This is a genomic window from Streptomyces sp. NBC_00210 (assembly GCF_045160975.1).
GTDB lineage: Bacteria > Actinomycetota > Actinomycetes > Streptomycetales > Streptomycetaceae > Streptomyces.
In genome coordinates this window covers 1051107-1072110 of record NZ_CP108120.1, presented here as the reverse complement: position 1 = coordinate 1072110, position 21004 = coordinate 1051107, and the positions used below count along the sequence as shown (strand labels likewise).

The 21004-nt window shown below is 70.6% G+C and carries 18 protein-coding genes; 6 read left to right on the top strand and 12 right to left on the bottom strand.

Annotation, left to right across the window (positions count from 1 at the left end; genetic code table 11):
• Nucleotides 1–11: 11 nt before the first annotated feature.
• The 3 genes from OG729_RS04815 to OG729_RS04805 are packed head-to-tail and all read right to left on the bottom strand — an operon-like array spanning nt 12 to nt 3199.
• Entirely contained in the window at nt 12–875 is an 864-nt protein-coding gene (locus OG729_RS04815; protein ID WP_360865759.1) for a carbohydrate ABC transporter permease, read from the bottom strand.
• On the bottom strand, nt 868–1875 hold the full coding sequence (locus tag OG729_RS04810) for a carbohydrate ABC transporter permease (protein WP_405804506.1): 1008 nt from the start codon (nt 1873–1875) through the stop codon (nt 868–870). Before OG729_RS04810 ends, OG729_RS04815 begins: the two co-directional genes overlap by 8 nt.
• Before the next feature lie 10 nt (nt 1876–1885).
• Nucleotides 1886–3199 carry an ABC transporter substrate-binding protein gene (locus OG729_RS04805; RefSeq protein WP_405804504.1) on the bottom strand — a complete coding sequence of 438 codons (1314 nt, stop codon included), beginning with the start codon at nt 3197–3199 and terminating at the stop codon, nt 1886–1888.
• Nucleotides 3200–3341: 142 nt separating this feature from the next.
• Here OG729_RS04805 and OG729_RS04800 point away from each other — a divergent pair, with 142 nt between their 5' ends.
• Both OG729_RS04800 and OG729_RS04795 read left to right on the top strand, forming a co-directional pair.
• A complete protein-coding gene (locus OG729_RS04800) occupies nt 3342–4610 on the top strand; it encodes an ROK family protein (protein WP_405804502.1) in 1269 nt (422 codons plus the stop codon).
• A 91-nt stretch (nt 4611–4701) separates the two neighbouring features.
• The gene (locus tag OG729_RS04795) at nt 4702–5952 is read left to right on the top strand and encodes a transglycosylase family protein (protein WP_405804500.1); all 1251 of its coding nucleotides are present in this window, start codon (nt 4702–4704) and stop codon (nt 5950–5952) included.
• On the opposite strand, the gene OG729_RS04790 is transcribed toward OG729_RS04795, so the two are convergent.
• Nucleotides 5833–6933: a DMT family transporter gene (locus tag OG729_RS04790; RefSeq protein WP_405804498.1), complete on the bottom strand. Its 1101-nt coding sequence runs from the start codon at nt 6931–6933 to the stop codon at nt 5833–5835. The two genes, OG729_RS04795 and OG729_RS04790, sit on opposite strands and share 120 nt — an antisense overlap.
• 200 nt (nt 6934–7133) lie before the next feature.
• On the opposite strand from OG729_RS04790, the gene OG729_RS04785 reads away from it, so the two are divergent.
• The 4 genes from OG729_RS04785 (at nt 7134) to OG729_RS04770 (ending at nt 11116) form a co-directional block, all read left to right on the top strand.
• Complete coding sequence (locus OG729_RS04785; RefSeq protein ID WP_405811044.1) at nt 7134–7814, top strand: (2Fe-2S)-binding protein; 681 nt, start codon at nt 7134–7136, stop codon at nt 7812–7814.
• A 208-nt stretch (nt 7815–8022) separates the two neighbouring features.
• A complete protein-coding gene (gene glgA, locus OG729_RS04780) occupies nt 8023–9186 on the top strand; it encodes a glycogen synthase (protein ID WP_405804496.1) in 1164 nt (387 codons plus the stop codon).
• A gap of 28 nt (nt 9187–9214) precedes the next feature.
• On the top strand, nt 9215–10432 hold the full coding sequence (gene glgC / locus OG729_RS04775) for a glucose-1-phosphate adenylyltransferase (protein WP_360865739.1): 1218 nt from the start codon (nt 9215–9217) through the stop codon (nt 10430–10432).
• A gap of 267 nt (nt 10433–10699) precedes the next feature.
• Nucleotides 10700–11116 carry an ATP-binding protein gene (locus OG729_RS04770; RefSeq protein WP_360865736.1) on the top strand — a complete coding sequence of 139 codons (417 nt, stop codon included), beginning with the start codon at nt 10700–10702 and terminating at the stop codon, nt 11114–11116.
• Between the two features lie 55 nt (nt 11117–11171).
• Here the strand turns inward: OG729_RS04770 and OG729_RS04765 are convergent, their stop codons facing one another.
• The 8 genes from OG729_RS04765 to OG729_RS04730 form a co-directional block, all read right to left on the bottom strand.
• Nucleotides 11172–11984, bottom strand: a complete 813-nt coding sequence (locus OG729_RS04765) for an endo alpha-1,4 polygalactosaminidase (protein ID WP_405804493.1) — start codon at nt 11982–11984, stop codon at nt 11172–11174.
• Nucleotides 11981–12640: a spherulation-specific family 4 protein gene (locus tag OG729_RS04760; protein ID WP_405804491.1), complete on the bottom strand. Its 660-nt coding sequence runs from the start codon at nt 12638–12640 to the stop codon at nt 11981–11983. Before OG729_RS04760 ends, OG729_RS04765 begins: the two co-directional genes overlap by 4 nt.
• 166 nt (nt 12641–12806) lie before the next feature.
• Entirely contained in the window at nt 12807–13706 is a 900-nt protein-coding gene (locus OG729_RS04755; protein WP_405804489.1) for an NAD-dependent epimerase/dehydratase family protein, read from the bottom strand.
• Between the two features lie 8 nt (nt 13707–13714).
• On the bottom strand, nt 13715–14428 hold the full coding sequence (locus OG729_RS04750; RefSeq protein ID WP_360865722.1) for a sugar phosphate nucleotidyltransferase: 714 nt from the start codon (nt 14426–14428) through the stop codon (nt 13715–13717).
• A 69-nt stretch (nt 14429–14497) separates the two neighbouring features.
• A complete protein-coding gene (locus OG729_RS04745) occupies nt 14498–15499 on the bottom strand; it encodes an SDR family NAD(P)-dependent oxidoreductase (protein ID WP_360865720.1) in 1002 nt (333 codons plus the stop codon).
• Between the two features lie 104 nt (nt 15500–15603).
• Nucleotides 15604–16965 (bottom strand): hypothetical protein, encoded by a 1362-nt coding sequence (locus OG729_RS04740; RefSeq protein ID WP_405804486.1) that lies wholly within the window; start codon nt 16963–16965, stop codon nt 15604–15606.
• Nucleotides 16962–18449, bottom strand: a complete 1488-nt coding sequence (pelF, locus tag OG729_RS04735; RefSeq protein WP_405804484.1) for a GT4 family glycosyltransferase PelF — start codon at nt 18447–18449, stop codon at nt 16962–16964. The genes OG729_RS04740 and pelF overlap by 4 nt, the downstream gene beginning before the upstream one ends.
• Before the next feature lie 123 nt (nt 18450–18572).
• Nucleotides 18573–20714, bottom strand: a complete 2142-nt coding sequence (locus OG729_RS04730; protein ID WP_405804481.1) for a hypothetical protein — start codon at nt 20712–20714, stop codon at nt 18573–18575.
• Between the last annotated feature and the right edge of the window lie 290 nt (nt 20715–21004).

Below are 21004 nucleotides of genomic sequence, written 5' to 3'. Positions count from 1 at the left end.
CACTGGGCGGTTCACTTGACGGCGCCCGCGGTGAGGCCGGCGACGAGATAGCGCTGGAGAAGCAGGAACCCGGCGACGACGGGCACGCTGACGACGAGCGATGCGGCCATGACCTGGTTCCAGTAGGTGTCGTTCTGGGTGGCGTAGCCCTGGAGCCCGACGGAGAGTGTGCGGGTGGTGTCGTTCGTCATGACGGAGGCGAACAGCACTTCTCCCCAGGCGGTCATGAACGCGTAGACGGCCACGGCGACGATGCCCGGCACGGCTGCCGGCACCACGACCCGTACGAGCGCGCCGAGCGCTCCGCAGCCGTCGACCATCGCCGCCTCGTCCAGATCCCGGGGGATCGAGTCGAAGTAGCCGATCAGCATCCAGATGGAGAACGGGAGCGAGAACGTCAGATAGGTGAGGATCAGTCCGCCGCGCGAGCCGTACAGGGCGATGCCGGTGCTGTTGCCGATATTGACGAAGATCAGGAACAGCGGGAGCAGGAAGAGGATTCCGGGGAACATCTGCGTCGAGAGCACGGTGATCGTGAAGACCCGCTTGCCGCGGAAGCGGTAGCGGCTCACCGCGTAGGCGGCGAACACCGCGATCACCACTGACAGCACGGTCGCCGCCCCCGCCACGATCAGCGAGTTGAGGAAGTAGCGGGCGAGCGGCACGGTGTGCCAGATGTCGATGTACGGCCGGATCGTCAGCCCGGACGGAAACCACCGGAACTTCCCCGAGACGTCCTGCAAAGGCTTGAGCGAGCTGCTGAGCATCACATAGACAGGCAGCAGCGCGAACGCCGTCAGAAACGTCAGGACGATGCGGCGTGTCCGGACGAAGGACCGCGGCGGTGCGCTCGGCGAGAGGGCCGGCCTAGGCATCGGCGCTCCTCCTTCTCCGTGAGGTGAGCAGCAGATAGACGGCGGTGACCGACAGCAGGAAGAGCAGCAGCAGTACGGACATCGCGGAGCCCGATCCGAAATTCCAGGTGACGAACGACGACTGGTAGATATGGATCGAGATCAGGTCGGCGGCCTCCGGCGCGGCCCTGCCGAACAGCACATACGGCGTGTTGAAGTCGTTGAACGTCCACAGGAACAGCACGAGCACCAGCACCTGGTTGACCGGGCGCAGCGACGGCAGGGTGATCTTGCGGATCTGCTGCCAGATGCCCGCGCCGTCGATCGCCGCGGCCTCGTACAGCTCACGCGGGATGTTCTGGAGACCCGCCGTCACAATCAGGAAGGCGAACGGCCAGGACTTCCACACCGCCACCACGACCAGCGCGATGAAGCTGTTGTCGCCGATCAGCCAGAAGGAGGGCCGGTCGGTGAGGCCGAGCTGGTCGTGCAGTACATGGTTGATCATGCCGTTGTCGCGCTGGAACATGAACGCCCAGGTGATGACGGCCGCGTACACGGGCAGCGCGTACGGAGTGAGGAAGACGGCCCGCAGAAAGCCCCGGCCGCGGAAGCTGTCCTGCATCGTGATCGCCGCGGCGACGCCGAACAGCCAGGACAGACCGACGGCCAGGGTGGTGAAGGCACAGGTGACGAGGAACGAATGGAGCAGCGCCTGGCCGATCGGGGCATCGAAGTCCACGGCGACCTGGTAGTTGTCGAGCGCCGCCCACGGGGCCTCGCTCCAGTTGCGGATGTAGAACTGGGTGAGCCGGCGGAAGCTCATCACGATGCCCATGACCATCGGGATCAGATGGACGAGCAGTTCGAGCACGACGGCGGGCAGCAGCAGGAGATAGGGCAGGCCGCCGCGGCGGATCCGGGCCGGGACGCGTGGCAGTCTGCCGCGGCGGGCCCCCTTGCCCACGTTCTCGCCGCCGTCCGCCCGGTCCGTGCGGCCTTCAGTCATGGTGGCTGTCATCGGGCGGGCCTCACTGCTGCATCTGCTGCTGGGCCTTGGCCAGACGCGCCTTGACGGACTCGGTCGTCACCGGCCGTCCGGCGGCGGCTTCGGCCCACAGCTCCTTGACGGCGGTGCCGACGGCCGTCTCGAACTGCGACTCGGCGGGCACCTGGGGCAGCGGCGCGGCGCTGGTGGCGAGCGTGTCGCGGAGCACCTTCAACTCGGGGGCGGCGAACGCCGGATCCTGCTGCGCGGCCTTGACCGGCGGGATCGATCCGTATGTCTTGTTGAGGAGCTTCTGCTCCGCGTCGCTCGTCATGAACTTGACGAACTTCTTGGCGCCGTCGATGTTCTTGGTGTTCTTGAAGACGGCCATATTGATCCCGGCGACCATGGAGTTGGTGTTCTTGCCGGTGCCGGGAGCGCCCGCCGGGACCGGTACCGCAGCGACGCCCCAGTCCGCGGGCTTCATGCCCTGGGCGGCGAAGGTCGATGCGGCGGCCTGCCACAGCACCATGGCCGTCTTGCCGCGCGCGAAGTCCTGGAGCGACTGGTTCTGGGCGTACTCGGCGTTGCCCGGCGCGACGATCTTGTCCTTGGCCATGAAGTCGACGTACTGCTTCACCGCGGCGACCGCGCCGTCGGAGGTGAAGGTGGGCTTGCCGGAGGAGTCGAAGAAGTCGGCGCCGTGCTGCTTTCCGAGTACGAAGACCTGATGGATGTTGTTCGCCAGGTTGCCGCCTTCGGCGCCCAGCGCCCACTTCCCGTTCCTGGAGAGCTTCTTGCCGTCCGTGACGAGCTGGTCCCAGGTGGCCGGCGGCTGTGCGATGCCCGCCTCGGCGAACATCTTCTTGTTGTAGTAGAGCGCGTACGCGAGCGAATACAGCGGGACGGCCGCGGGGTCCTTGCCCTCGGCCCCGGCCGATGCGACCGCGGAGGAGACGAAGCGGTCCCGGCCGCCGATCGCGTCGAAGTTCTTCTGGTCCCAGGGCAGCAGTGCTCCACTCGCCTGGAGGGAGGCGGACCAGGTGTTGCCTATGTTGAAGACGTCGGGGCCCTGTCCGGAGGTGGTGGCGGCCAGGATCCGGTTGAGCAGATCGGACCAGGGGATCACCTCGAGTTTGACCTTGATGCCCGTCTGCTCCTCGAACTTCTTCAGCTCGGGGGTGAGGATCTTCTTGTCGGCCTCGATGCTGGGGCCCTGGTTGGAGGCCCAGTAGGTGAGCGTCTTGGGCGATTCGTTGCTGCCACCCCCGTCGGTGGCGGTGCCTCCTCCACATCCGGTGGTGGCGGCGAGCGCGGTGACGACGGCGACGGCTGCTGCGGCTCTGACTGTGCGCATGAGAGGTGGCCCCTTTCCGGGGATGGCTGCGTTCGGTTCCCGAACGGCCTCCATGACTTAATTTAGATCGTGATTTAAGAGGTGAGAGAAGGTCGCGTCAAGGTCCCCGACCGGGGTATGTTGCGTCGAGGGAAGGAGCGCCATGGCGGAGCGCAACAAACGGACAGTGCGTGACCTGCGACGAGGCAACCGTGCTCGGGTACTGCAACGGTTGTATTTCGAAGGCCCGCTGAGCCGTCAGGAGCTCGGACCGGCCACCGGGCTGAGTTCAGGTTCCATCAGCAATGTCGTCTCCGAACTGATCGCCGAAGGGGTGCTCGAGGAAGCCGGGGTGGTCGACTCCGACGGCGGCCGGCCGCGCACCCTGCTGCGCGTCGCGCCCGGCAGCGGCCTGCTGATCGGCATCGACATCGGCGAGACACGCGTACGCGTCGAGCTCTTCGATCTGTCGCTCACCGAACTCGCCCGCACCGAACGGCTGCTGGCCCAGCACGGCTACGACGTGGAGCGCGTCGTAGCCCATGTCCGCACCGGCGTCGCCGACGTCCTGCGGGAGGCGGATGCCGACCCGGCGCGACTGCTCGGCGTCGGGGTCGGAGTCCCCGGCATCATCGAGCAGGGCTCCGATGACGGCACCGCCGGCGCAATCGTGCACGGCCAGACGATCGGCTGGAGTGCCGTCCCCTTCGAGAAGCTGCTCCGCGAATCCGTCGAACTGCCTTTGGGCGTACCGCTGTTCATCGACAACGGCGCGAAGACCCTGGGCCAGGCCGAGATGTGGTTCGGTGGCGGCCGCGGCGCCCGCGAGGCCGCCGTCGCCCTGATCGGCTCGGGAGTCGGCGCCTGCGTCGTACACGCCGCCACCCCCGACGAGAACGCCCGCAGCAGCGCCCTGGAGTGGGGACATACGACGGTACGGATCCGGGGGCGGCGCTGCCGCTGTGGCTCCCTCGGCTGCCTGGAGGCGTACGCGGGCGCGGAGGCCCTGCGCGAGCGCTGGAAGGAGGCAGGAGGACCGCTCCCTGCCGATGCGGACGACGAGACCGCGCTGGCCGCCCTGCTGGCCGCGGCATTCCCGGGTCCGGACGGCCCCGAACCCGACCCGGTGGCGCTCTCCATTCTCGACGACACCGCCGAGTATCTGGGCGCGGCCGTCGCCGATCTGATCAACCTCTTCCGTCCCGAACGCATCCTCATCGGCGGCTGGGCCGGACTGCTCATCGGGCCCCGTCTGCTCCCCGAAGTGCGCCGCTACGCAGGGGAGTACGCACTGCGGTACCCCGCCGACCGCACCGCCATCGAGCTGGGACGGCTCGGCCCGGACGCGGTCACCGTCGGCGCCGCCACGCTCCCGCTGGCCGACTTCCTGGCTCGCGGAGGCAGCCGCCCTGCGCCCCTGCGCCGTTCCTGAACCCTTGTCATGGTCCGTGTCAAGCCCCTAAGTTGACCGCTTGCGACGTGAACTGCATGCGTGACCAACATGTCAGTGGGGGAGTCTCACCATGGGCGCAACCGGGCGGCACCGCCGATACCAGCCGAGCCGTATCAACCGGGCTTCTCTGACGGTCACCGCGGGCGGCGCGGGCATGGCCCTGCCGCTCATCGGCGCGGGCACGACGCATGCGGCCTCCGTGGACGTCTGGGAGAAGGTCGCGGCCTGCGAGTCGACCAACAACTGGAAGATCAACACCGGCAACGGCTACTACGGCGGTCTCCAGTTCAGCCAGTCCACCTGGGAGGCGTACGGCGGCAGGCAGTACGCCCCCCGTGCCGATCTGGCCAGCAGGGACCAGCAGATAGCCATCGCCGAGAAGGTCCTCAAGGGGCAGGGGCCGAGGGCCTGGCCACTGTGCTCGGCCCGCGCGGGGCTCACCCGCGGCGGGGACGCTCCCGAGATCGCGCCCGCCCGGCGATCAGCACCGGAGAGCAAGCCGAAGCCCGCCGCACTCCGCAAGGCGACCCCGACCACCGTGCCGACGCACCGCGAGGGCTACACCGTGGCCCGCGGTGACTCTCTCTCCAAGATCGCGGACTCCGAGCAGGTCAGGGGCGGCTGGCAGCAGCTGTACGCGCAGAACCGCGCGGTCGTCGGCAGCGACCCGGACCTGATCCACCCGGGCCAGCGGCTGATCCTGCGCATCGAGGCCCCGGCCAGGCAGCAGCCGGGGGTCAAGCCGCGGCCCGCGGCCCAGCCGAAGCCGCACCAGGCCCCGAAGCACCAGGCCCCGAAGCACCAGCCTCCCAAGCACCAGCCTCCGAAGCAGCAGACGCCCAAGCACCAGCCTCCGAAACAGCAGACGCCCACGAAGCCCGCCAAGCAGGTGCACGCCACCAAGCCCGCGCACAGGACCGGACTCAGCGCCCCCGTCGAGGCGAGCACCGGCACCCCCTACGGCAAGGCCGGTTCCTCCTGGGCCAGCGGCTACCACACCGGCGTCGACTTCCCGGTCCCCACCGGCACTTCCGTGAAGGCCGTCGCCGCCGGCCGCGTCGTCTCGGCCGGCTGGGGCGGTGCGTACGGCTATCAGGTCGTCATCCGCCACGCGGACGGCAAATACAGCCAGTACGCGCATCTGTCGGCGCTCACCGTGCGCTCCGGGCAGCAGGTCAGCAGCGGTCAGCGGATCGCCCGCTCAGGATCGACCGGAAACAGCTCGGGACCGCATCTCCATTTCGAGGTGCGCACCGGCCCCGGATACGGGACCGACATCGATCCCGTCGCCTACCTCAGGTCGGGTGGCGTCTCGCTCTGAGACACGTTCCTGCGGGTCGGCGTGGTCCCCGTCCGATGACGGGTGTTCCGCTCGGGCTTCCCCCGGTTCCGCAGGGTGCACCGGCTGCTGCGAGGGGCGCATGTGCGCCTCCGCCTCCGCCTCGGCGTGCAGCTGCGCCTGTGCCTCCGCGCGCGCCGCGTCCAGGCGCTCGGTCGTCAGCAGGATCAGCCCGCCCGCCGCCAGGGCACCGAAGCCCAGCGCGAACACAGTGCCGGTCAGCCCGTAGCGGAAGGTCTCACCGAACATCGTGATGCCGACCGCGGCCGCCACCACCGGGTTGACGACCGTGACGGTGGCCAGCGGGGCCGCCAGGCCCGCGCCGCGGTACGAGGCCTGCGAGAGCAGCAGGCCGCCGCATGCCAGCACCGCGATCACCAGCAGGCTCGGCCACTGGGCCGTCGGCGCGGACCACGACCAGTCCACCGCGACGGTCTTGGTGAACACCGAGGCGATGCCGAAGCCCACTCCCGCCGACGCTGCCAGCAGCACACTGCGGATGATCGGCCGGTGCACGGTCTGGGCGACCAGGAAGAGCAGCGCCACACCGCCGAAGGTCGCGCCGGCCAGCACCGCGCGTTGTCCGCCGTCCAGCGAGTGGGAAGTGGCCGTGCCGGTCAGCGCGAGCAGCCCCGCGAGCCCGACCGTCGCCATGAGAGCGCCGCGCCAGGCGGCGGCGCCCGCCCGGCGCCGTACGAACAGCGCGGCCATCGGCAGGGCGAAGACGATCGTCAGCGCGCCGAGCGGCTGGACCAGGCTCAGCGGCCCGTACGCGAGCGCCAGCACATGGAGCACCGCGCCGAGGCCGTTGAGCGCGACGGCGACCCACCACGCGGCGTGATGCAGCGGCGCATAGGGGCGGGCCGAGGTGGAGGCAGCGACATGCTCTTGCATGATTGCCCCGGCCGCATATGCGACCGCGGAGACCAGTGACAGCACCACGGCCGGCGCGAGGGAACTCATAGAGTCCACGATCTCCCTCTTCTGCGTCTACGTCGTCGTCCTTGAGCAGGCACTTGGACGTACTGCCGACGTAGTACGAGCGTAGGTCAAAAGTCCCCCTCACGGCGGGCGAGCAGGTCGGGGTCGGGCTAGGGGATCCGCCTGATCGATACGGTGACCCGGTGCGGACACGGGCGACGGCAGGGGACGGGAGCGCGGGTGTGGACCTGGACGAGGTGGCGTCGGTGGGCGGTTTCTTCGCCCTGCGGACCGGGGCGCCGGACGTCGGGCATGTTCCCCTGGCACGTCTGTACGGGGGCGACACGGCCTTGCTCACCGCCCGTGTCGACACGGTTGCCGCCCGGCTGCGCACCCCGGAACGACGGGTCGCCGCATCCATCGCGCATCTGGGCTTCACCGCCCGGCTCTGGTCGGTCGCACTCGGCAGTGCCGCGCTCCTCGGGCAGCTGCCCGACCTCGATCCCGTGCGGCTGCACTGGGATCCGTCGCGAAGCGCGCCCGACGACCTGTGCCTGGACGGCTCCCGCCCGCTGCCCGCCACCGCTGCCGCCGTCCGCGAGACGGTGCAGTACGGCCATCTCGTGCCGCTTGCGGATGCGCTGATGAGTGACACCCGGATCTCGCCGCAGCTGCTGTGGGGCAACGCGGGCTCCGCACTCGCCGGAGCAGTGCGTGAGCTGCGCGCCTGGGCCCGGCGCGCCGGCCGGCCGGAGGTGGCCGGGCGGGCCACGGCACTCGCCGCCGAGCTCTTCGCACACCCCGATCTGTCCGGCACCGTGGAGGGCCCGGCGATGCGTCGGCGCAGCTGCTGTCTCTACTACCGCTGCCCGGGCGGCGGGCTCTGCGGCGACTGCGTCTTCGACAGTCCGCCGCAGCGGTAGGCCCAGTGATCCTGCCCCCCCTCTTGCCGCAGCGGTCCGTCGAGTGATCCTGACCGCGGTCTTCCCCGCAGGCCTCATCTGAGTGACCATCATGAGGTGCTGTGTCGTTGCGGGAACACCGCGCCGGACAGCGGCTTCGCCGCGGCCGGATCCCGGCCGACACCAGGCCATCGGCGCTGAACCGACCGTTTTGGCGAGGGGAGTCTCAGTGAAGGTGGGACTGCTCACGCGCGAGTATCCGCCCGACGTCTACGGCGGCGCCGGGGTCCATGTCGAGTTCCTCGCCCGGGAGTTACGGGCTCTCGCCGATCTCGAGGTCCACTGCTGGGGCGAAGGCGCGGCCGAGGGCGTACTGCGCCACCAGGCCCTGGCCGGACTCGAGCACGCCAACGACGCGCTGCGCACCTTCTCCGTGGACCTGGCGATGGCCGCCGAGCTGCAGGGCCGCGAACTGGTCCACTCCCACACCTGGTACGCCAACCTCGCCGGCCATCTCGGGGGGCTCCTCCACGGCGTTCCGCATGTGATGACCGCGCACTCCCTGGAGCCGCTGCGCCCCTGGAAGGCCGAGCAGCTCGGCGGCGGCTACGCCCTCTCCTGTTGGGCCGAGCGCACGGCCATCGAGGCCGCGGACGCCGTGATCGCCGTCTCCCACGGCATGCGCACGGACATCCTCGGCTGCTATCCGGCCATCGACCCGGCCCGGGTGCATGTCATCCACAACGGCATCGACACGGGCCTGTACCGCCCCGACCACGACACGGCCGCACTGGAGCGGATCGGCATCGACCCGTACCGCCCCTTCGCCCTCTTCGTCGGCCGCATCACCCGCCAGAAGGGCGTCCCGCATCTGCTGCGCGCGGCCCGCTCCTTCGACCCGGACATCCAGCTGGTGCTCTGCGCGGGCGCCCCGGACACCCCGGAGACAGGCCGCGAATTCCGTGAGCTCTTCGAGGAGCTGGACCGGGTACGGGACGGAGTGCACTGGATACCCGAAATGCTGCCGCGCCCCCAGGTCGTCCAACTGCTCAGCCACGCCGCGGTGTTCGTCTGCCCCTCGGTCTACGAGCCGCTGGGCATCGTCAATCTGGAGGCCATGGCCTGCGGCACGGCCGTTGTCGCATCCGCGGTCGGCGGCATCCCCGAGGTCGTGGACGACGGACGCACGGGACTGCTCGTGCCGTACGACGCCCGTCATCCGGAGGACTTCGAGCAGGGCATCACCGAGTCGGTGAACCGGGTCGTCGACGACGCCGCCGAGGCCGCCAGGATGGGCGCCGCCGGACGCGAGCGGGCAGTGCGTGAGTTCGGCTGGGACCAGGTCGCCCGCCGGACCTACGAGGTGTACGAGGAGTTGCTCAAACAGGGATGACAGGCACGGCATGCAGAGAGGGGCGGCGATGCGTGGTGGACCTTCGGTGCTCGGGATCGTACTGGCCGGCGGGGAGGGCAAGCGGCTGATGCCGCTCACTGCCGACCGGGCCAAACCGGCGGTGACCTTCGGCGGCATGTACCGGCTCGTCGACTTCGTGCTCTCCAGCCTGGTCAACGGTGACATCCTGCGCATCTGTGTGCTGACGCAGTACAAGTCGCACTCGCTGGACCGCCATGTGACCACCACCTGGCGGATGTCGAGTCTCCTCGGCAACTACGTCACACCCGTCCCCGCCCAGCAGCGGCTCGGCCGCCGCTGGTATCTCGGCAGCGCCGACGCGATCCTGCAGTCCCTCAACCTCGTCCACGACGAACAGCCCGACTACATCGCGGTGTTCGGCGCGGACCACGTCTACCGGATGGATCCCCGGCAGATGCTGAAGCGGCACATCGACAGCGGAGCGGGCGTCACGGTGGCCGGGATCAAGGTGCCGCGCTCCGAAGCCTCCTCCTTCGGGATCATCACCCCGGCCTCCGACGGCGCCCGGGTCGAGAGGTTCCTGGAGAAGCCCGCCGACCCTCCCGGGCTGCCGGGCGATCCCGGCCGGGTCTTCGCCTCCATGGGCAACTACCTCTTCACCACCAAGGTCCTCATCGACGCCCTGCACCGGGACGCGGAGGACGAGCGCTCGGTGCATGACATGGGCGGCTCGATCCTGCCGATGCTCACCGATCGGGGTGTCGCGCAGCTCTACGACTTCGATGACAACCATGTGCCCGGCGAAAGCACGCGTGAGCACGGCTACTGGCGCGATGTGGGCACGCTCGACACGTACTACGAAGCCCATATGGATCTGATCCCCGACCGGCCCGTCTTCGACCTCGACAATCGCAGCTGGCCTCTCTACACCCACTCCGGGCAGCTGCCGCCGGCCCGCTGCATCGGCGCGGGCATCGCGAGTGAGTCGATCGTCAGCCCCGGCTGCATCGTCCGCGGCCAGGTCACCCGGTCCGTCCTCTCGCCGGGCGTGGTCGTCGCCGAGGGCGCGGTGGTGCAGGGCTCGGTCCTCCACGACAACGTGCGCATAGGCCGTGGCGCGGTGGTGCGCGGCTCGATTCTCGACAAGAACGTGGACGTCCCGCCGGGCGCGACCATCGGCGTCAATCCCGGGCGTGACCAGGAGCTCTACACCGTTTCCAAGAACGGGGTCATCGCGCTGGGCAAGGGACAGCCGGTGCTGTGATTCGTCACGCGAGGTGGTGGCGACGAGGCGTCACACCATCCGGCGACGCCTCCCGAGCAAGGTCTGCGCGATCACGACCACGCCTTCGGGCGGCCGCCCGCTTCAAAGAGTGCCGTGGACGGCTGATTGCCGATCACGCGGGGAGGGCATTACCAGGGGAGAGGGGCCTGTCGTTGTTCTTCGACCGCAGACGGCCCGCCCCGTTCGGTTCTTCTGGCCGAATACGGCCGTCGATGAATGTCTATGCAGGAACGGGGAGTGATGGGGATGCGTGCGCAGAGGCGCTCCCGCAGGCGCGCCGCATGCGCCACATATCTATTGCCGCAGGCGGAGACATCCGCCCGTTGGGCGCGGCATCTGACGACGACCTTCCTGACCCGCGGCTGCGGCGAGAAGGTGTCGGGCGATCAGGTGGAGGACGCGGCCCTGGTCGTGTCCGAGCTGGTCACCAATGCCACTCGGCACGGTCATGGCAGCTGCCGGCTGCGGCTGTGCGTCGATCCCGGGCTGGTCACCGTCGAGGTGGAGGACGCCAGCCCGATACCACCACGGCTGTGTTCGCCGCTGGAGACGGACGAGTGCGGGCGGGGCATCGTGATGGTGCGGGAGCTCTCCCAGCACTTCACTGTGCGTGGCGGACCGGGCGGCGGCAAGACGGTCCAGGCGGTGCTCGCCGCCTCCTGAGCCCGTCTCTTGAGCCCGCCTTCTGGGCGCCGCCTCGGCTCAGCATGGCTCAGGCTCAGCAGGGCTGCCGCCACACCCCCAGGTTGAGCTTCTTGCGCATGGAGCTGAGCCCCAGTCGACGGGTGCGCTCGCAGAACTTGTCGACGGGCAGCGCGTACTCCACATGGAAGACCGCCTTACCGGCCTTCACGAAGGGCGTCAACTGGGCGCAGTCGTCGTACTGCGCGCACTCCTCGTTCACGGCGAAGTCGAAATCCCGTACCAGCTGGGGGACTTGGGGCAGATCGTTCTTCAGCCCCACCGACATGCCCCGATCATGCGCGAGCTCCGCGATCATGCGGTTGTACGTGAGCTGGTGGGCGGCGGTCAGCGGGAAGCCGGTTCTGTTGAGGTAGGCGTCCAGCAGATCCGGCTCCACCGCGTCGAAGCCGCGCTCGCGGCAGAGGTCCATGCGCTTGGCCATCAGCGGGCGCAGGATGTCGAGCCGCCGGATGTCCAGCCAGCGCTCTCCCTCCCAGCCGTTGGCCCTGCCGCGTACGGAGGCGGGAAACTCCCCGTGGTCGGGGCGGAAGGACTCCCAGGCGCCCGCGTTGACATAGCAGATGACCTTGCGGCCGTCCCGGTGGAGTCTGCGCACGGTCGCCGCGTCGCTCTCGAAGCCGTCGATGTCGTACACGGGCACGTCGACGCCGGCGTCGACCCGTCCGTCCAGCTGCCACTGCCAGGCGGTGCCCGGCCGCGGCTGCCAGCGCCGGGGGCGCGGGGACTGGTCAGGCGACGGCGCTGAGCAGGCGGCGAGCACCGCCAGCGTCATGGTGACGGCGAGCAGGCCGAGCCGCCGTCGCCCGGCGGCCTGGGGACGTTTCATGGTGCCTTCCGAAGGGCGGGTGGCAGCGCCGACCAGGGATTCGGGCCATGGCCGGGTACGGCGCAGTGCACCGCGGCACCGCGCAGTTCCGCGGTGCGGGCCGCGAGCCGCGAGAGCCTGGCGGGAACACCGTGCACCAGATGGCAGAACCGGGTCGGCGGGTGGTCCTTGGTCCACGGCGGGGCGGCCGGGGCGGCGCAGTAAGCGTCCCAGTCGCCCTCGAAGGTGATCAGCAGATCGCAGAGCGCGGCGTATCCCGGGGCGGGATGGGCGCCCGGATTGAGCACGACGGTCCGTCCGCCGCGGGCCCGGGCCGCCCTGGTGAGCCGCCGGTAGTGACGCAGCCCGGCCGCGTCCGGGGCGACCTGATCGAGGAAGAACCCGTCCGCGCCGTACCAGTCGCGATGCCGCTCGAAGTCCTGCGCGACCACCCGGGCGGGCCGCCGCCCGTAATCGGTGTCCGCATACCCGAGCACCCGCACGCCGGCCGCCCGCAACGCGCGGGCGGCGGCGACGAACGCGGGGTCGGGGGCGGTTCCGGGGCCGTCGTCGATGTTGAGCACGACGCCGTAGATACGGGGCGCGGAAGTGACGATAGCGTGCCAGGCGGCGGGGTCGACGGTGGGGTGGACGTACATGGGGACGAGGAGGGTCATGCGGCGCCTTCCCGAACTGGGGGCTCCGCCCCCAGACCCCCGGTCCTCGATCGCCGGACGGGCTCAAGTTGAGCCCCGCCGGCGATCGAGGGGTGGGGGTCCCACCACGTCCGCAGGGCGTAGGGGGAGGTTCTGGGGCGGAGCCCCAAGCTCGCCGCAGGCGTCCTCAACGGCTCGCCCCCGCCGGAGTCGACGACGCCCACAGGTCGTACAGCGAGTCGTCCAGCGTCCGCTTCGGGCGCCAGCCGAGCGCATCCGTCGCCGACGTGATGTCCGCGCACTGCCAGGAGACCGCCGACGAGCGCGCGGAGCCGGTGCCCGTCTCCTCCAGGCGGCCGCGGAAGCCGGACGTCCGGACCAGCCCGTGGGCCAGTTCGCGCACCGAAGTGGCCCGGCCGCTGCCGATGTTGAGCACCGGTGGCAGCGGGCGGTCGGCGGTCGCCGCCCGCACGGCCGCGTCCGCCACATCACGCGCGTCGACGAAGTCGCGGTGCGCCGAGAGATCGCCGACGCGCACGGCCTCGCCCGCCTCACCGGCTCGCCGCAGCTCCGCGGCGAGCCGGCCGGGCAGACCCGCGGCCGGTGCGCCCGGACCCACGGGGTTGAAGACGCGCAGCACGACGGCGTCCAGCCCCGAGGCGGTGACGGCGACCGTGCCGGCGAGCTTGGTGGCTCCGTACGGGCCGAGCGGCCTGGTCGCGGCCGACTCGGCGACGGGTTCGCCGGGCGTGGTCGGCCCGTACTCGGCGGCGGAGCCGAGATGGACGAGCCGGGCCTCCGGCGCCGCATCCCGCAGCGCCTCGCAGAGCGCGGCGGGGCCACGCGCGTTGACGTCCGTCAGCTGCACCGCGCTGCCGGCCACCAGACCGGCGCAGTTGACGACGACGGACGGCGCGGCCGCGTGCAGCGCGTCCGCGATGACGCCCGGACCGGCGGTGAGATCGAGCAGCACATCGGCGTCCGCGGACCGGCCGCCGACGAGCAGCCGCACGCCCAGCAGGGCGCGCAGCTGCTCGGCGGTGTGCCCGCCCAGGAATCCGGTGGAGCCCAGGAGGAGGATGCGCACGGAACTCCTCACGCTCCCTTGAGGAGAAGGCCGCGGTGGGTGGTGAACTCGGCGTTCGCCCGGTCGTAGTCGTCGGGCCGGCCGATGTCGAGCCAGTACCCGTCGAACTCGTAGGTGTGCGGCGGGTTCTGCGACCGCAGCAGATCCAGCATCAGCTCGTCGAAGCCGAGCGGCAGCCCGGGCGTGTACCCGGCGAGCGTGTCCCGGCTGAGTCCGTACACGCCCATCGAGACGCGGTAGTCCATGCTCGGCTTCTCGGCGAAACCGACGACCCGCCCGGACTCGGTGGTGAGCACCCCGAAGTCGATGGAGACCTTGCGGGCGTACGTGGCGACGGTGAGCGGCGCGCCGGACGCGCTGTGCTGTCTGACGACGTCCCCGTAGTCGAGGTCGGTGAGGATGTCACCGTTCATGACGAGGAAGTTCTCGGGCAGCCGGTCCAGCAGGGTGAGCAGCGGGCCCATCGTGCCGAGGGGGCTCTCCTCGGTGGAGTAGCCGACCCGCAGCCCCCACTGCGAGCCGTTGCCGACGTAGGCGCGGATGATGTGTCCGAGATGACCGATGGCGATGGTCGCGCTGGTGAAGCCGGCCGTGGCCAGCTGGCGCAGCACGATCTCCAGGATCGCGTGCTGGTCGCCGATCGGCACCAGTGGCTTGGGCAGTGCTGTGGTGTACGGGCGGAGCCGGACGCCCTTGCCTCCGGCCAGGATCACTGCGTGCATGAAGACTCCCCTGTCAGTGTCTTTGCGAGTGGCGCTCTCTGCCTGGCGCCCTGTCGGTGGCGTATGCGGTCAGATGTTGTAGATGCCGGTCTTGTAGCGGGCCAGGTTCACCGGGTCCCGGAAGAACCCGATGGTGCGTACGAGCCCCTGCTCCAGATCGTGCTCGGGCTTCCAGCCGGTCGCCTCGCGCAGCCGGGTGGCGTCGGCCACGAGGCGCATCACCTCGGAGCCGGCCGGCCGGATACGCTCCTCGTCCTCGCGCACTTCCACGTCGGTGTCCATCAACTTGCCGATGAGCCGAGTCAGTTCGCCGACCGAGATCTCACCGCCGGTACCGGCGTTGAAGGTGCGGCCGACAACGGCCTCGGCGGGCGCGGTGCCGACGGCGAGGAAGGCACGGGCGGTGTCCTTCACGTAGAGGAAGTCGCGAGTGGGGCGCAGGTCCCCGAGGGTGATGACCCGCTCGCCCGCCGCGACCTGGCCGATCACGGTCGGGATGACCGCCCGCATCGACTGACGCGGCCCGAAGGTGTTGAACGGGCGCAGCGTGACCACCGGTGTGCCGAAGCTGGCGTGGTAGCTGTCGGCCAGCCGGTCGCCGCCCGCCTTCGAAGCGGCGTACGGGGACTGGGTGTTGATGGGGTGGTCCTCGGTGATCGGCACGGTCTGCGCGCTGCCGTACGTCTCGCTGGTCGAGGTGTGCACCAGGCGCGGGATCCCCAGCTTGCGCACCACCTCGAGCACATTGAGGGTGCCGGTGACATTGGTGTCCACATAGCTGTGCGGGGCCTGGTAGGAGTACGGGATCGCGATCAGGGCGGCCAGGTGGTACACGGCCTCGGCTCCCTCGACGAGCTGATGCACCGAGCCGGCGTCGCGGACGTCGCCGAGAACGATCTCGACCTGGTCGAGGGTCTCGGCGGAGAGCGTCTCCAGCCATCCGTAGGAGGAGAAGGAGTTGTACTGGGCCATGGCGCGGACCCGGAAACCGGCGTCGACGAGCGCCTCGGTGAGATGCGATCCGATGAACCCCTCGGCGCCGGTGATGGCGACAAGCCCGTTCGATGTCATGTCAGTTGCTCCTGTTGGTCGGTGGCGAGGTGGGTGGATTCGGTGGTGCGGTGGATTCAGTGGTGTGGTGGACTCGGTGGCGCTGGATTCAGTGGTGCGTGGATTCAGCGGTGGGCGGTGGGCCGGCCGAGCAGCCGACAGGCCGCGGCGATCAGAACGGCCGCCGCCGCGGTACAGCAGCTCAGTTGGGCCGGTCCGAGCGGAAGAGAAGCCAGTGACGCCGAGGCCTGCGCGGCCGCGGCCGCGAGCGTGACGGCGGCCGGCAGCCAGGCCAGCGAGAACGCCTGCAGGAGCAGCGCGGTCCAGAGCACGGCCCCAAGACCCAGCAGAGGAGCGGGCCGGACCCCGGCGATCAGCGAGCCGAGAGCGAGGACCGCCAGATACGCGCTCAGGCAGTACGCCAGGGCCCGCCCGGCACGCAGTACGAAGCCGCGGCCGCTGGTGCTCTCGCGCAACGCGGCCAGCGCGAGCGAGCGGTAGCGGTAGAGCAGCCACTCGGCGAAGCCCATGCTGAGCGTGAGGACGACGACGGAGCGCGGCTCGTCGGCCCCGGCAAGCGCCGCCAGCGCGCCCGCGGCCAGGCCGAACAGTCCGTACGGCAGGGAGCGCAGCAGCTTGGGCGTGGTGCCGGCGGCCTCGGGCGCGGAGCGCAGCGCGGCGTGTATGGCATGCCCGGCGGCAACGACCGCGAGCATCACCGTCGCCGACAGCAGCACCGGTGCGAGCGCTGCCGGAAGCTGCCACAGCTGCACGGCCCCGGCCCCCGCGGCGACGGGCAACAGGGTGAGCAGCAGCACCCGTTCGCGGCCGAGGACCAGCAGGACGCTCGCCGCGCCGAGATAGCAGGACTGCCCGGCCGCGAAGGCCGCGCCCATGCCCGGCCCCGACACCACAAGCCCGGTGGCCGCGGCGCCGAGCGCACCGGCCGGCGCGCCGATGCGCAGGGTCCGCCCGGCGGCGGCCTTCCCTCCGGCCGCCAGCCGCAGATACGCGCGGTGGCTGAGCGCCTGGTTCCACGCCCAGGCCGCAAGAGCAGAGGCGATCAGCCCCGAGACGTCCGCGGTGCCGTGCCACAGCCCGGCGCCCAGCACATAGGCGAGACCCGGCAGGGCGAAGACCAGACCGCGCAGCGCACAGCGCAGATGGTCGGGCCGCCAGGGGTCGGGCGCGGGCGGCGGCTCCGGATAGTGGCGTGGTACCCGGGCATGAAGATCCTCGGCAAGCGTGAACAGATCCGGACGCCCGTAGCGGGCGGTGATCTGATCGCCCGTCAGGCCGTCCGACTCCAGCAGCGCCGCCACCTCGTACGGGTGGACTGCGACTGCGACCTGCTCCACCAGACGCTCGGCGAGCTCATCGATCGGGTCTTCTGCCCAGCTCGGCCGCGCACGGGTCCGCGTGCGCGGCCTGGGTATGACAGGAAGGCTGTCGCCGTCCCCCGGCAGGAGGCGTAACGGGCCGCTCATGCGAGCACCCCCGCGGGCCAGGCCGCGGGCGCCAACTCATGGGCGCGCAGGGCGAGTTCGAGGTAGATCGAGCGGAAGGTGTCGACGGTCTGGCGGAGCGTGAACTGCTCGATCACCCGCAGCCGCGCCGCCTCGCCCATCGCGGCCCGCCGCTGCGGATCGCCCAGCAGCTCCAGGGCCGCCCGGGCCATCGCTTGCGGCTCCCGCGGCGGCACCACAAGACCGCTGTCGCCGACGGCCTCGCGCACCCCGCCGACATCGGTGGAGACGGTGGCGCGCCCGCAGGACATCGCCTCTATCAGGGTGAACGGGAAGCCCTCGCTGATGCTGGACAGCATCACCACGTTCCCCGCCGCGTACGCGTCACGTATGTCGTCCACCCGCCCCTCGAAGACGACGGCGTCGCCGTGCCCCAGCTCCGCGGCGAGCGCTTCGCAGCGCTCCCGGTAGGCCTCGCCGCCGCGCGGTGTGCCGCCGAAGAGCCGCAGTCGGGCCTCGGGTATCTCCCTGCGTACGAGCGCGAAGGCACGGATCAGCGTCTCCAGGTCCTTTATCGGGTCGACCCGGCCCGCCCAGCTGAGCGTGGGTGTCCCCGGTTCGGGACCCGCGGGCGGGAACGCCGTCGGGTCGACGCCGTTGTAGACCGTGCGGATGAGCTCCGGGTCCGCCCCGCCGCGCTCCTCCCACAGCCGGTTGTAGCGATTGCCGGGAGTGATCAGGGCGGCCACGCGGTACGTCTCCTCGGCGAGCAGCCGGAAGAAGCCCAGCAGCAGCGCCTTCACCGGCCAGCGGTAGGGCCCGGTGCGGTAGCCGAGGTAGCGCTCGCGCAGATACACGCCGTGCTCGGTGAGCAGCAGCGGTACGCCGTGCAGCCGACTGGCGACCAGACCGGGCAGTGCCGCGAGTCCGCCGCTGACCGCGTGCGCGACTCCACGCTCGGGCGGCGCGGCCGAGAGCGGCCGTAGCGCGTGCTCCAGCAGATCGGTGGCGGTGAGCGCATCGTGCAGGGTCGGCCGGGCCGCGTGGACGGGCAGGCCCGGCCGGTTCCAGACGCCCACCAGGGTGTGCACCGCCCGGTCGGTGCGCAGCGCGGGCGCGAGCACGCCCTCGCGGGCCGCCCGTGCCAGTTCGTACAGCGCGGGAGAGAACGACTCCTCGGCCGCCGGGTCGACAAGTGCCGTCAGGAACTTTTCGTAGGTGGCCATCAGCTGCCGCATCCGGCGTCCGCGCGGCGCGGCGCCGGTCGGGTCCGGGCCCCACATCGGGACGCTGACGGGCTCGGCGACATGGGCGGGCAGCTCCCAGGCCAGGGATTCCCGGCCGGTGCCGGTCACCGCGATGACCTGGAATTCGAAGTCGGGCATTCCGCCCACGAGTTGGTCGCACCACACGCTCACGCCGCCGTGGCTGTGCGGATAGGTGCCTTCAGTGAGGAGGGTGACCAGGGGCGCGCCGGATCGCGGCGCGCCTTTGAGCTCGGCCATGTGGAACTGCTCCCCCGGAGCGCGAGAAGGAAGGGGCGCCTCACCCGCCGGACGAGCGGGGGCGCGTCGAACGCGCGGTCCCGGGGCGGGGACAGCGCCCCGGGACCGCGGCTGCGTCGGTCGTCAGCCGGTCGCGCCGTACGGGACGTGCTTGCGCACGCCCGCGGGCAGCGGAAGCCGAGGCGCGGACTCCTGGACCGGCGCGGCCTTCACCGTGCGGGCCGCGGTGAGTGTCGCGCCCGGCAGGGTGAGCGTGACCCGGTTCTGCAGCAGCCCCGGCTCGGTCCATCCGGAGACCGCACCCGCGTACGGGCTGCCGAACTCGGAGGTGCCGAGGAGCTGGTTCTGCCGGGTGCCGGCCGGCATGGTGGCGGTCACGTCGACCCCGTTGGGTGCCTGAACGGTGACGGTGTCGCCGATGCGGTACGCGGTCACCTTGCCCGCGGCGACCGCGGCGTTCCAGGCGGCCCGGTCGCGCAGTTCGGCGCCGATCTCGCGCTGGCGCAGATTGACCAGTGGGGTGCTGTCCGCGTACAGCGCCGTGTAGTCGTCGAGAATGCGGTTCAGCACCGGATAGGCGATCCGGTCCTCGGCCAGGTTGGACTGGTGGATGAAGTGCGGCCGCGGGTCGTTGGCCAGCACATGGCCGAGACCGATACGGGCCTCCAGCGGCACCACGTAGTCCGCGTACCCGGTCTCGGTGTCCAGTGGCTCCGGCAGGCAGGTGGAGTTGGCGGCGGTCTCGCAGATACCGCTGCCGCCGTCGGATCTCCGGGTGTAGATCCAGTTGTACTCGTCGATCTGCTCGGAGGTGCGGCCCGCGTTGTAGAAGACGTTCATCGGGTAGCGGGGCACCGTGAGGGCCGGGCCCGCGTGCCGCTGGACGCGCTCGCGGGAGTTGTCCGAGCCGAGCCAGGCGACCGCGTTGTCGGAGAGTGCGGGGGCGAGGTTGGGGTTGTCGTCGGGCTGCTGCGGGAGGATGCGCAGCCCGGAGTGCTCACCGGTGACGAGTTCGTCGTTCTGCAGCGGGAGTCCGGCCCGCTGGCCCCAGGAGCGGTTGTCCCCGATCTGGGCGGAGATCGTGGCGCGGCTGACGTACTTGGTGGAGCCGTCGATGTTCTTGGCGCAGGTCCAGGGGACGACGCTGACCTCCTGAACACAGCCGAGGAAGGGGTGGTTGTAGGTGTGGTTGACCCACCGGTAGGCGTTCCTGTCGGCGGTCAGCTGCTGGGCGAGCGCGTCGGTGCCCCCGTTCTCCTCCTTGAACAGCTCGCTGCCGCCGCCGTTGAAGACCATGTCGAGGGTGAAGCCCTTCGACGCGGACCACTGCGTGGCGTACTGCGCGTCCGCTGCTGTCATCCGGATCGGGTCGGGTGTGCCCTGGCCGGGCGGGCAGTCCACGTCACCCGGTGTGCAGTTGAGCACGGTGTCCCAGCGGTCGTCGGCGCCGAAGACGTCGTCGATGTGGACCGAGAAGTAGTTGCGGGCGGCGCCGATCTGGACGCCCTGGGTCAGCCAGTTCACGATGCCGCGGGCGAGCAGCCGGAACTGCTGCTGGTACTGGTTGTAGACGAAGGTGACGACGAGTTCGCGGCGGCCGTCGTGGCGGTACTCGCCGACGATGGAGCCGCGCTGCTGCGAGCCGGGCAGCGGCGCCTCCACATAGCTGGTGAAGTCGGCGCCCGCGACGGGCTGTGCGATGAACGCGTAACTTTCGCCCACGTCGGGGGAGTTGTCCTCGAAGGGGACCGGCCCGTCCAGATAGCCGAAGGGGCCCGCCTTGCCGGCGGGCGTCACCTCGGCCCGCGCGCCGTCCAGCGAGCCGCTGTATCCGCCATGGACCGGGTAGTTCAGGCCCACTTCGGGACGCGCGTAGGTGTATGCGTCGACCTGCGGGATCGAGAAGCTCTTCTCGTACGAGGCGAGCGCGGCCATTTCCGCGGAGCCTGCCCCGAAGGGGTTGTCGTTGGGCAGCACCACGGCCTGGTACTTGGCGCGCGGGCGCCCGCCCACGGTATCGGCGAGGAAGCCCGCGTCGATCACCGCGCGGCCCGCCTGATGGAGATCGAGCAGGGTGTACGGCGTTCCCGAGCCGTCGAGTTCGGCGGCGATGGCGGCGGTTGCCGGGCCCCCGTCGTCCACCAGCAGGACCTTCAGATCGATACGTGGTGCCGGGGCCGCGGCGGCTCCCGCGGCCGGTGCGGCCAAGGCCAGCAGTAATGCGCTGGTAGTGGACAAGGCAGCCGTGTGGACGCTGCGCTTCATGTATCTGTTCCTCCCCGGAAGGGCATGCCGGACCGGAGTCCGGCATGCCCTTGCCCCCCAGCGGTGCTCGGCGCGTGCGATGACGCCCCGTGTCCCGCTCTCTGTCGGATCACATATTGGGGCGCAATCTGGCGAACCTGTGAGGGCATTGTGAAACCTGGCGCAAAACGGATGCACCGCCCGTGCCGCGCCAAGTGCCGGATCGGCGGCTTTGTCGCCCTTGTGGTCGCTCGAGCCGCTTGTGCCCCGGAGTCAGGCGCGCAGGTCGGGGGAGTGGGAGCGGTTTCCCG

Coding starts and splice junctions, on each gene's coding strand:
- OG729_RS04815 (WP_360865759.1), bottom strand. CDS start 875: ATGCCTAGGCCGGCCCTCTCGCCGAGCGCACCGCCGCGGTCCTTCGTC.
- OG729_RS04810 (WP_405804506.1), bottom strand. CDS start 1,875: ATGACAGCCACCATGACTGAAGGCCGCACGGACCGGGCGGACGGCGGC.
- OG729_RS04805 (WP_405804504.1), bottom strand. CDS start 3,199: ATGCGCACAGTCAGAGCCGCAGCAGCCGTCGCCGTCGTCACCGCGCTC.
- OG729_RS04800 (WP_405804502.1), top strand. CDS start 3,342: ATGGCGGAGCGCAACAAACGGACAGTGCGTGACCTGCGACGAGGCAAC.
- OG729_RS04795 (WP_405804500.1), top strand. CDS start 4,702: ATGGGCGCAACCGGGCGGCACCGCCGATACCAGCCGAGCCGTATCAAC.
- OG729_RS04790 (WP_405804498.1), bottom strand. CDS start 6,933: ATGAGTTCCCTCGCGCCGGCCGTGGTGCTGTCACTGGTCTCCGCGGTC.
- glgC (WP_360865739.1), top strand. CDS start 9,215: ATGCGTGGTGGACCTTCGGTGCTCGGGATCGTACTGGCCGGCGGGGAG.
- OG729_RS04770 (WP_360865736.1), top strand. CDS start 10,700: ATGCGTGCGCAGAGGCGCTCCCGCAGGCGCGCCGCATGCGCCACATAT.
- OG729_RS04765 (WP_405804493.1), bottom strand. CDS start 11,984: ATGAAACGTCCCCAGGCCGCCGGGCGACGGCGGCTCGGCCTGCTCGCC.
- OG729_RS04760 (WP_405804491.1), bottom strand. CDS start 12,640: ATGACCCTCCTCGTCCCCATGTACGTCCACCCCACCGTCGACCCCGCC.
- OG729_RS04750 (WP_360865722.1), bottom strand. CDS start 14,428: ATGCACGCAGTGATCCTGGCCGGAGGCAAGGGCGTCCGGCTCCGCCCG.
- OG729_RS04745 (WP_360865720.1), bottom strand. CDS start 15,499: ATGACATCGAACGGGCTTGTCGCCATCACCGGCGCCGAGGGGTTCATC.
- OG729_RS04740 (WP_405804486.1), bottom strand. CDS start 16,965: ATGAGCGGCCCGTTACGCCTCCTGCCGGGGGACGGCGACAGCCTTCCT.
- pelF (WP_405804484.1), bottom strand. CDS start 18,449: ATGGCCGAGCTCAAAGGCGCGCCGCGATCCGGCGCGCCCCTGGTCACC.
- OG729_RS04730 (WP_405804481.1), bottom strand. CDS start 20,714: ATGAAGCGCAGCGTCCACACGGCTGCCTTGTCCACTACCAGCGCATTA.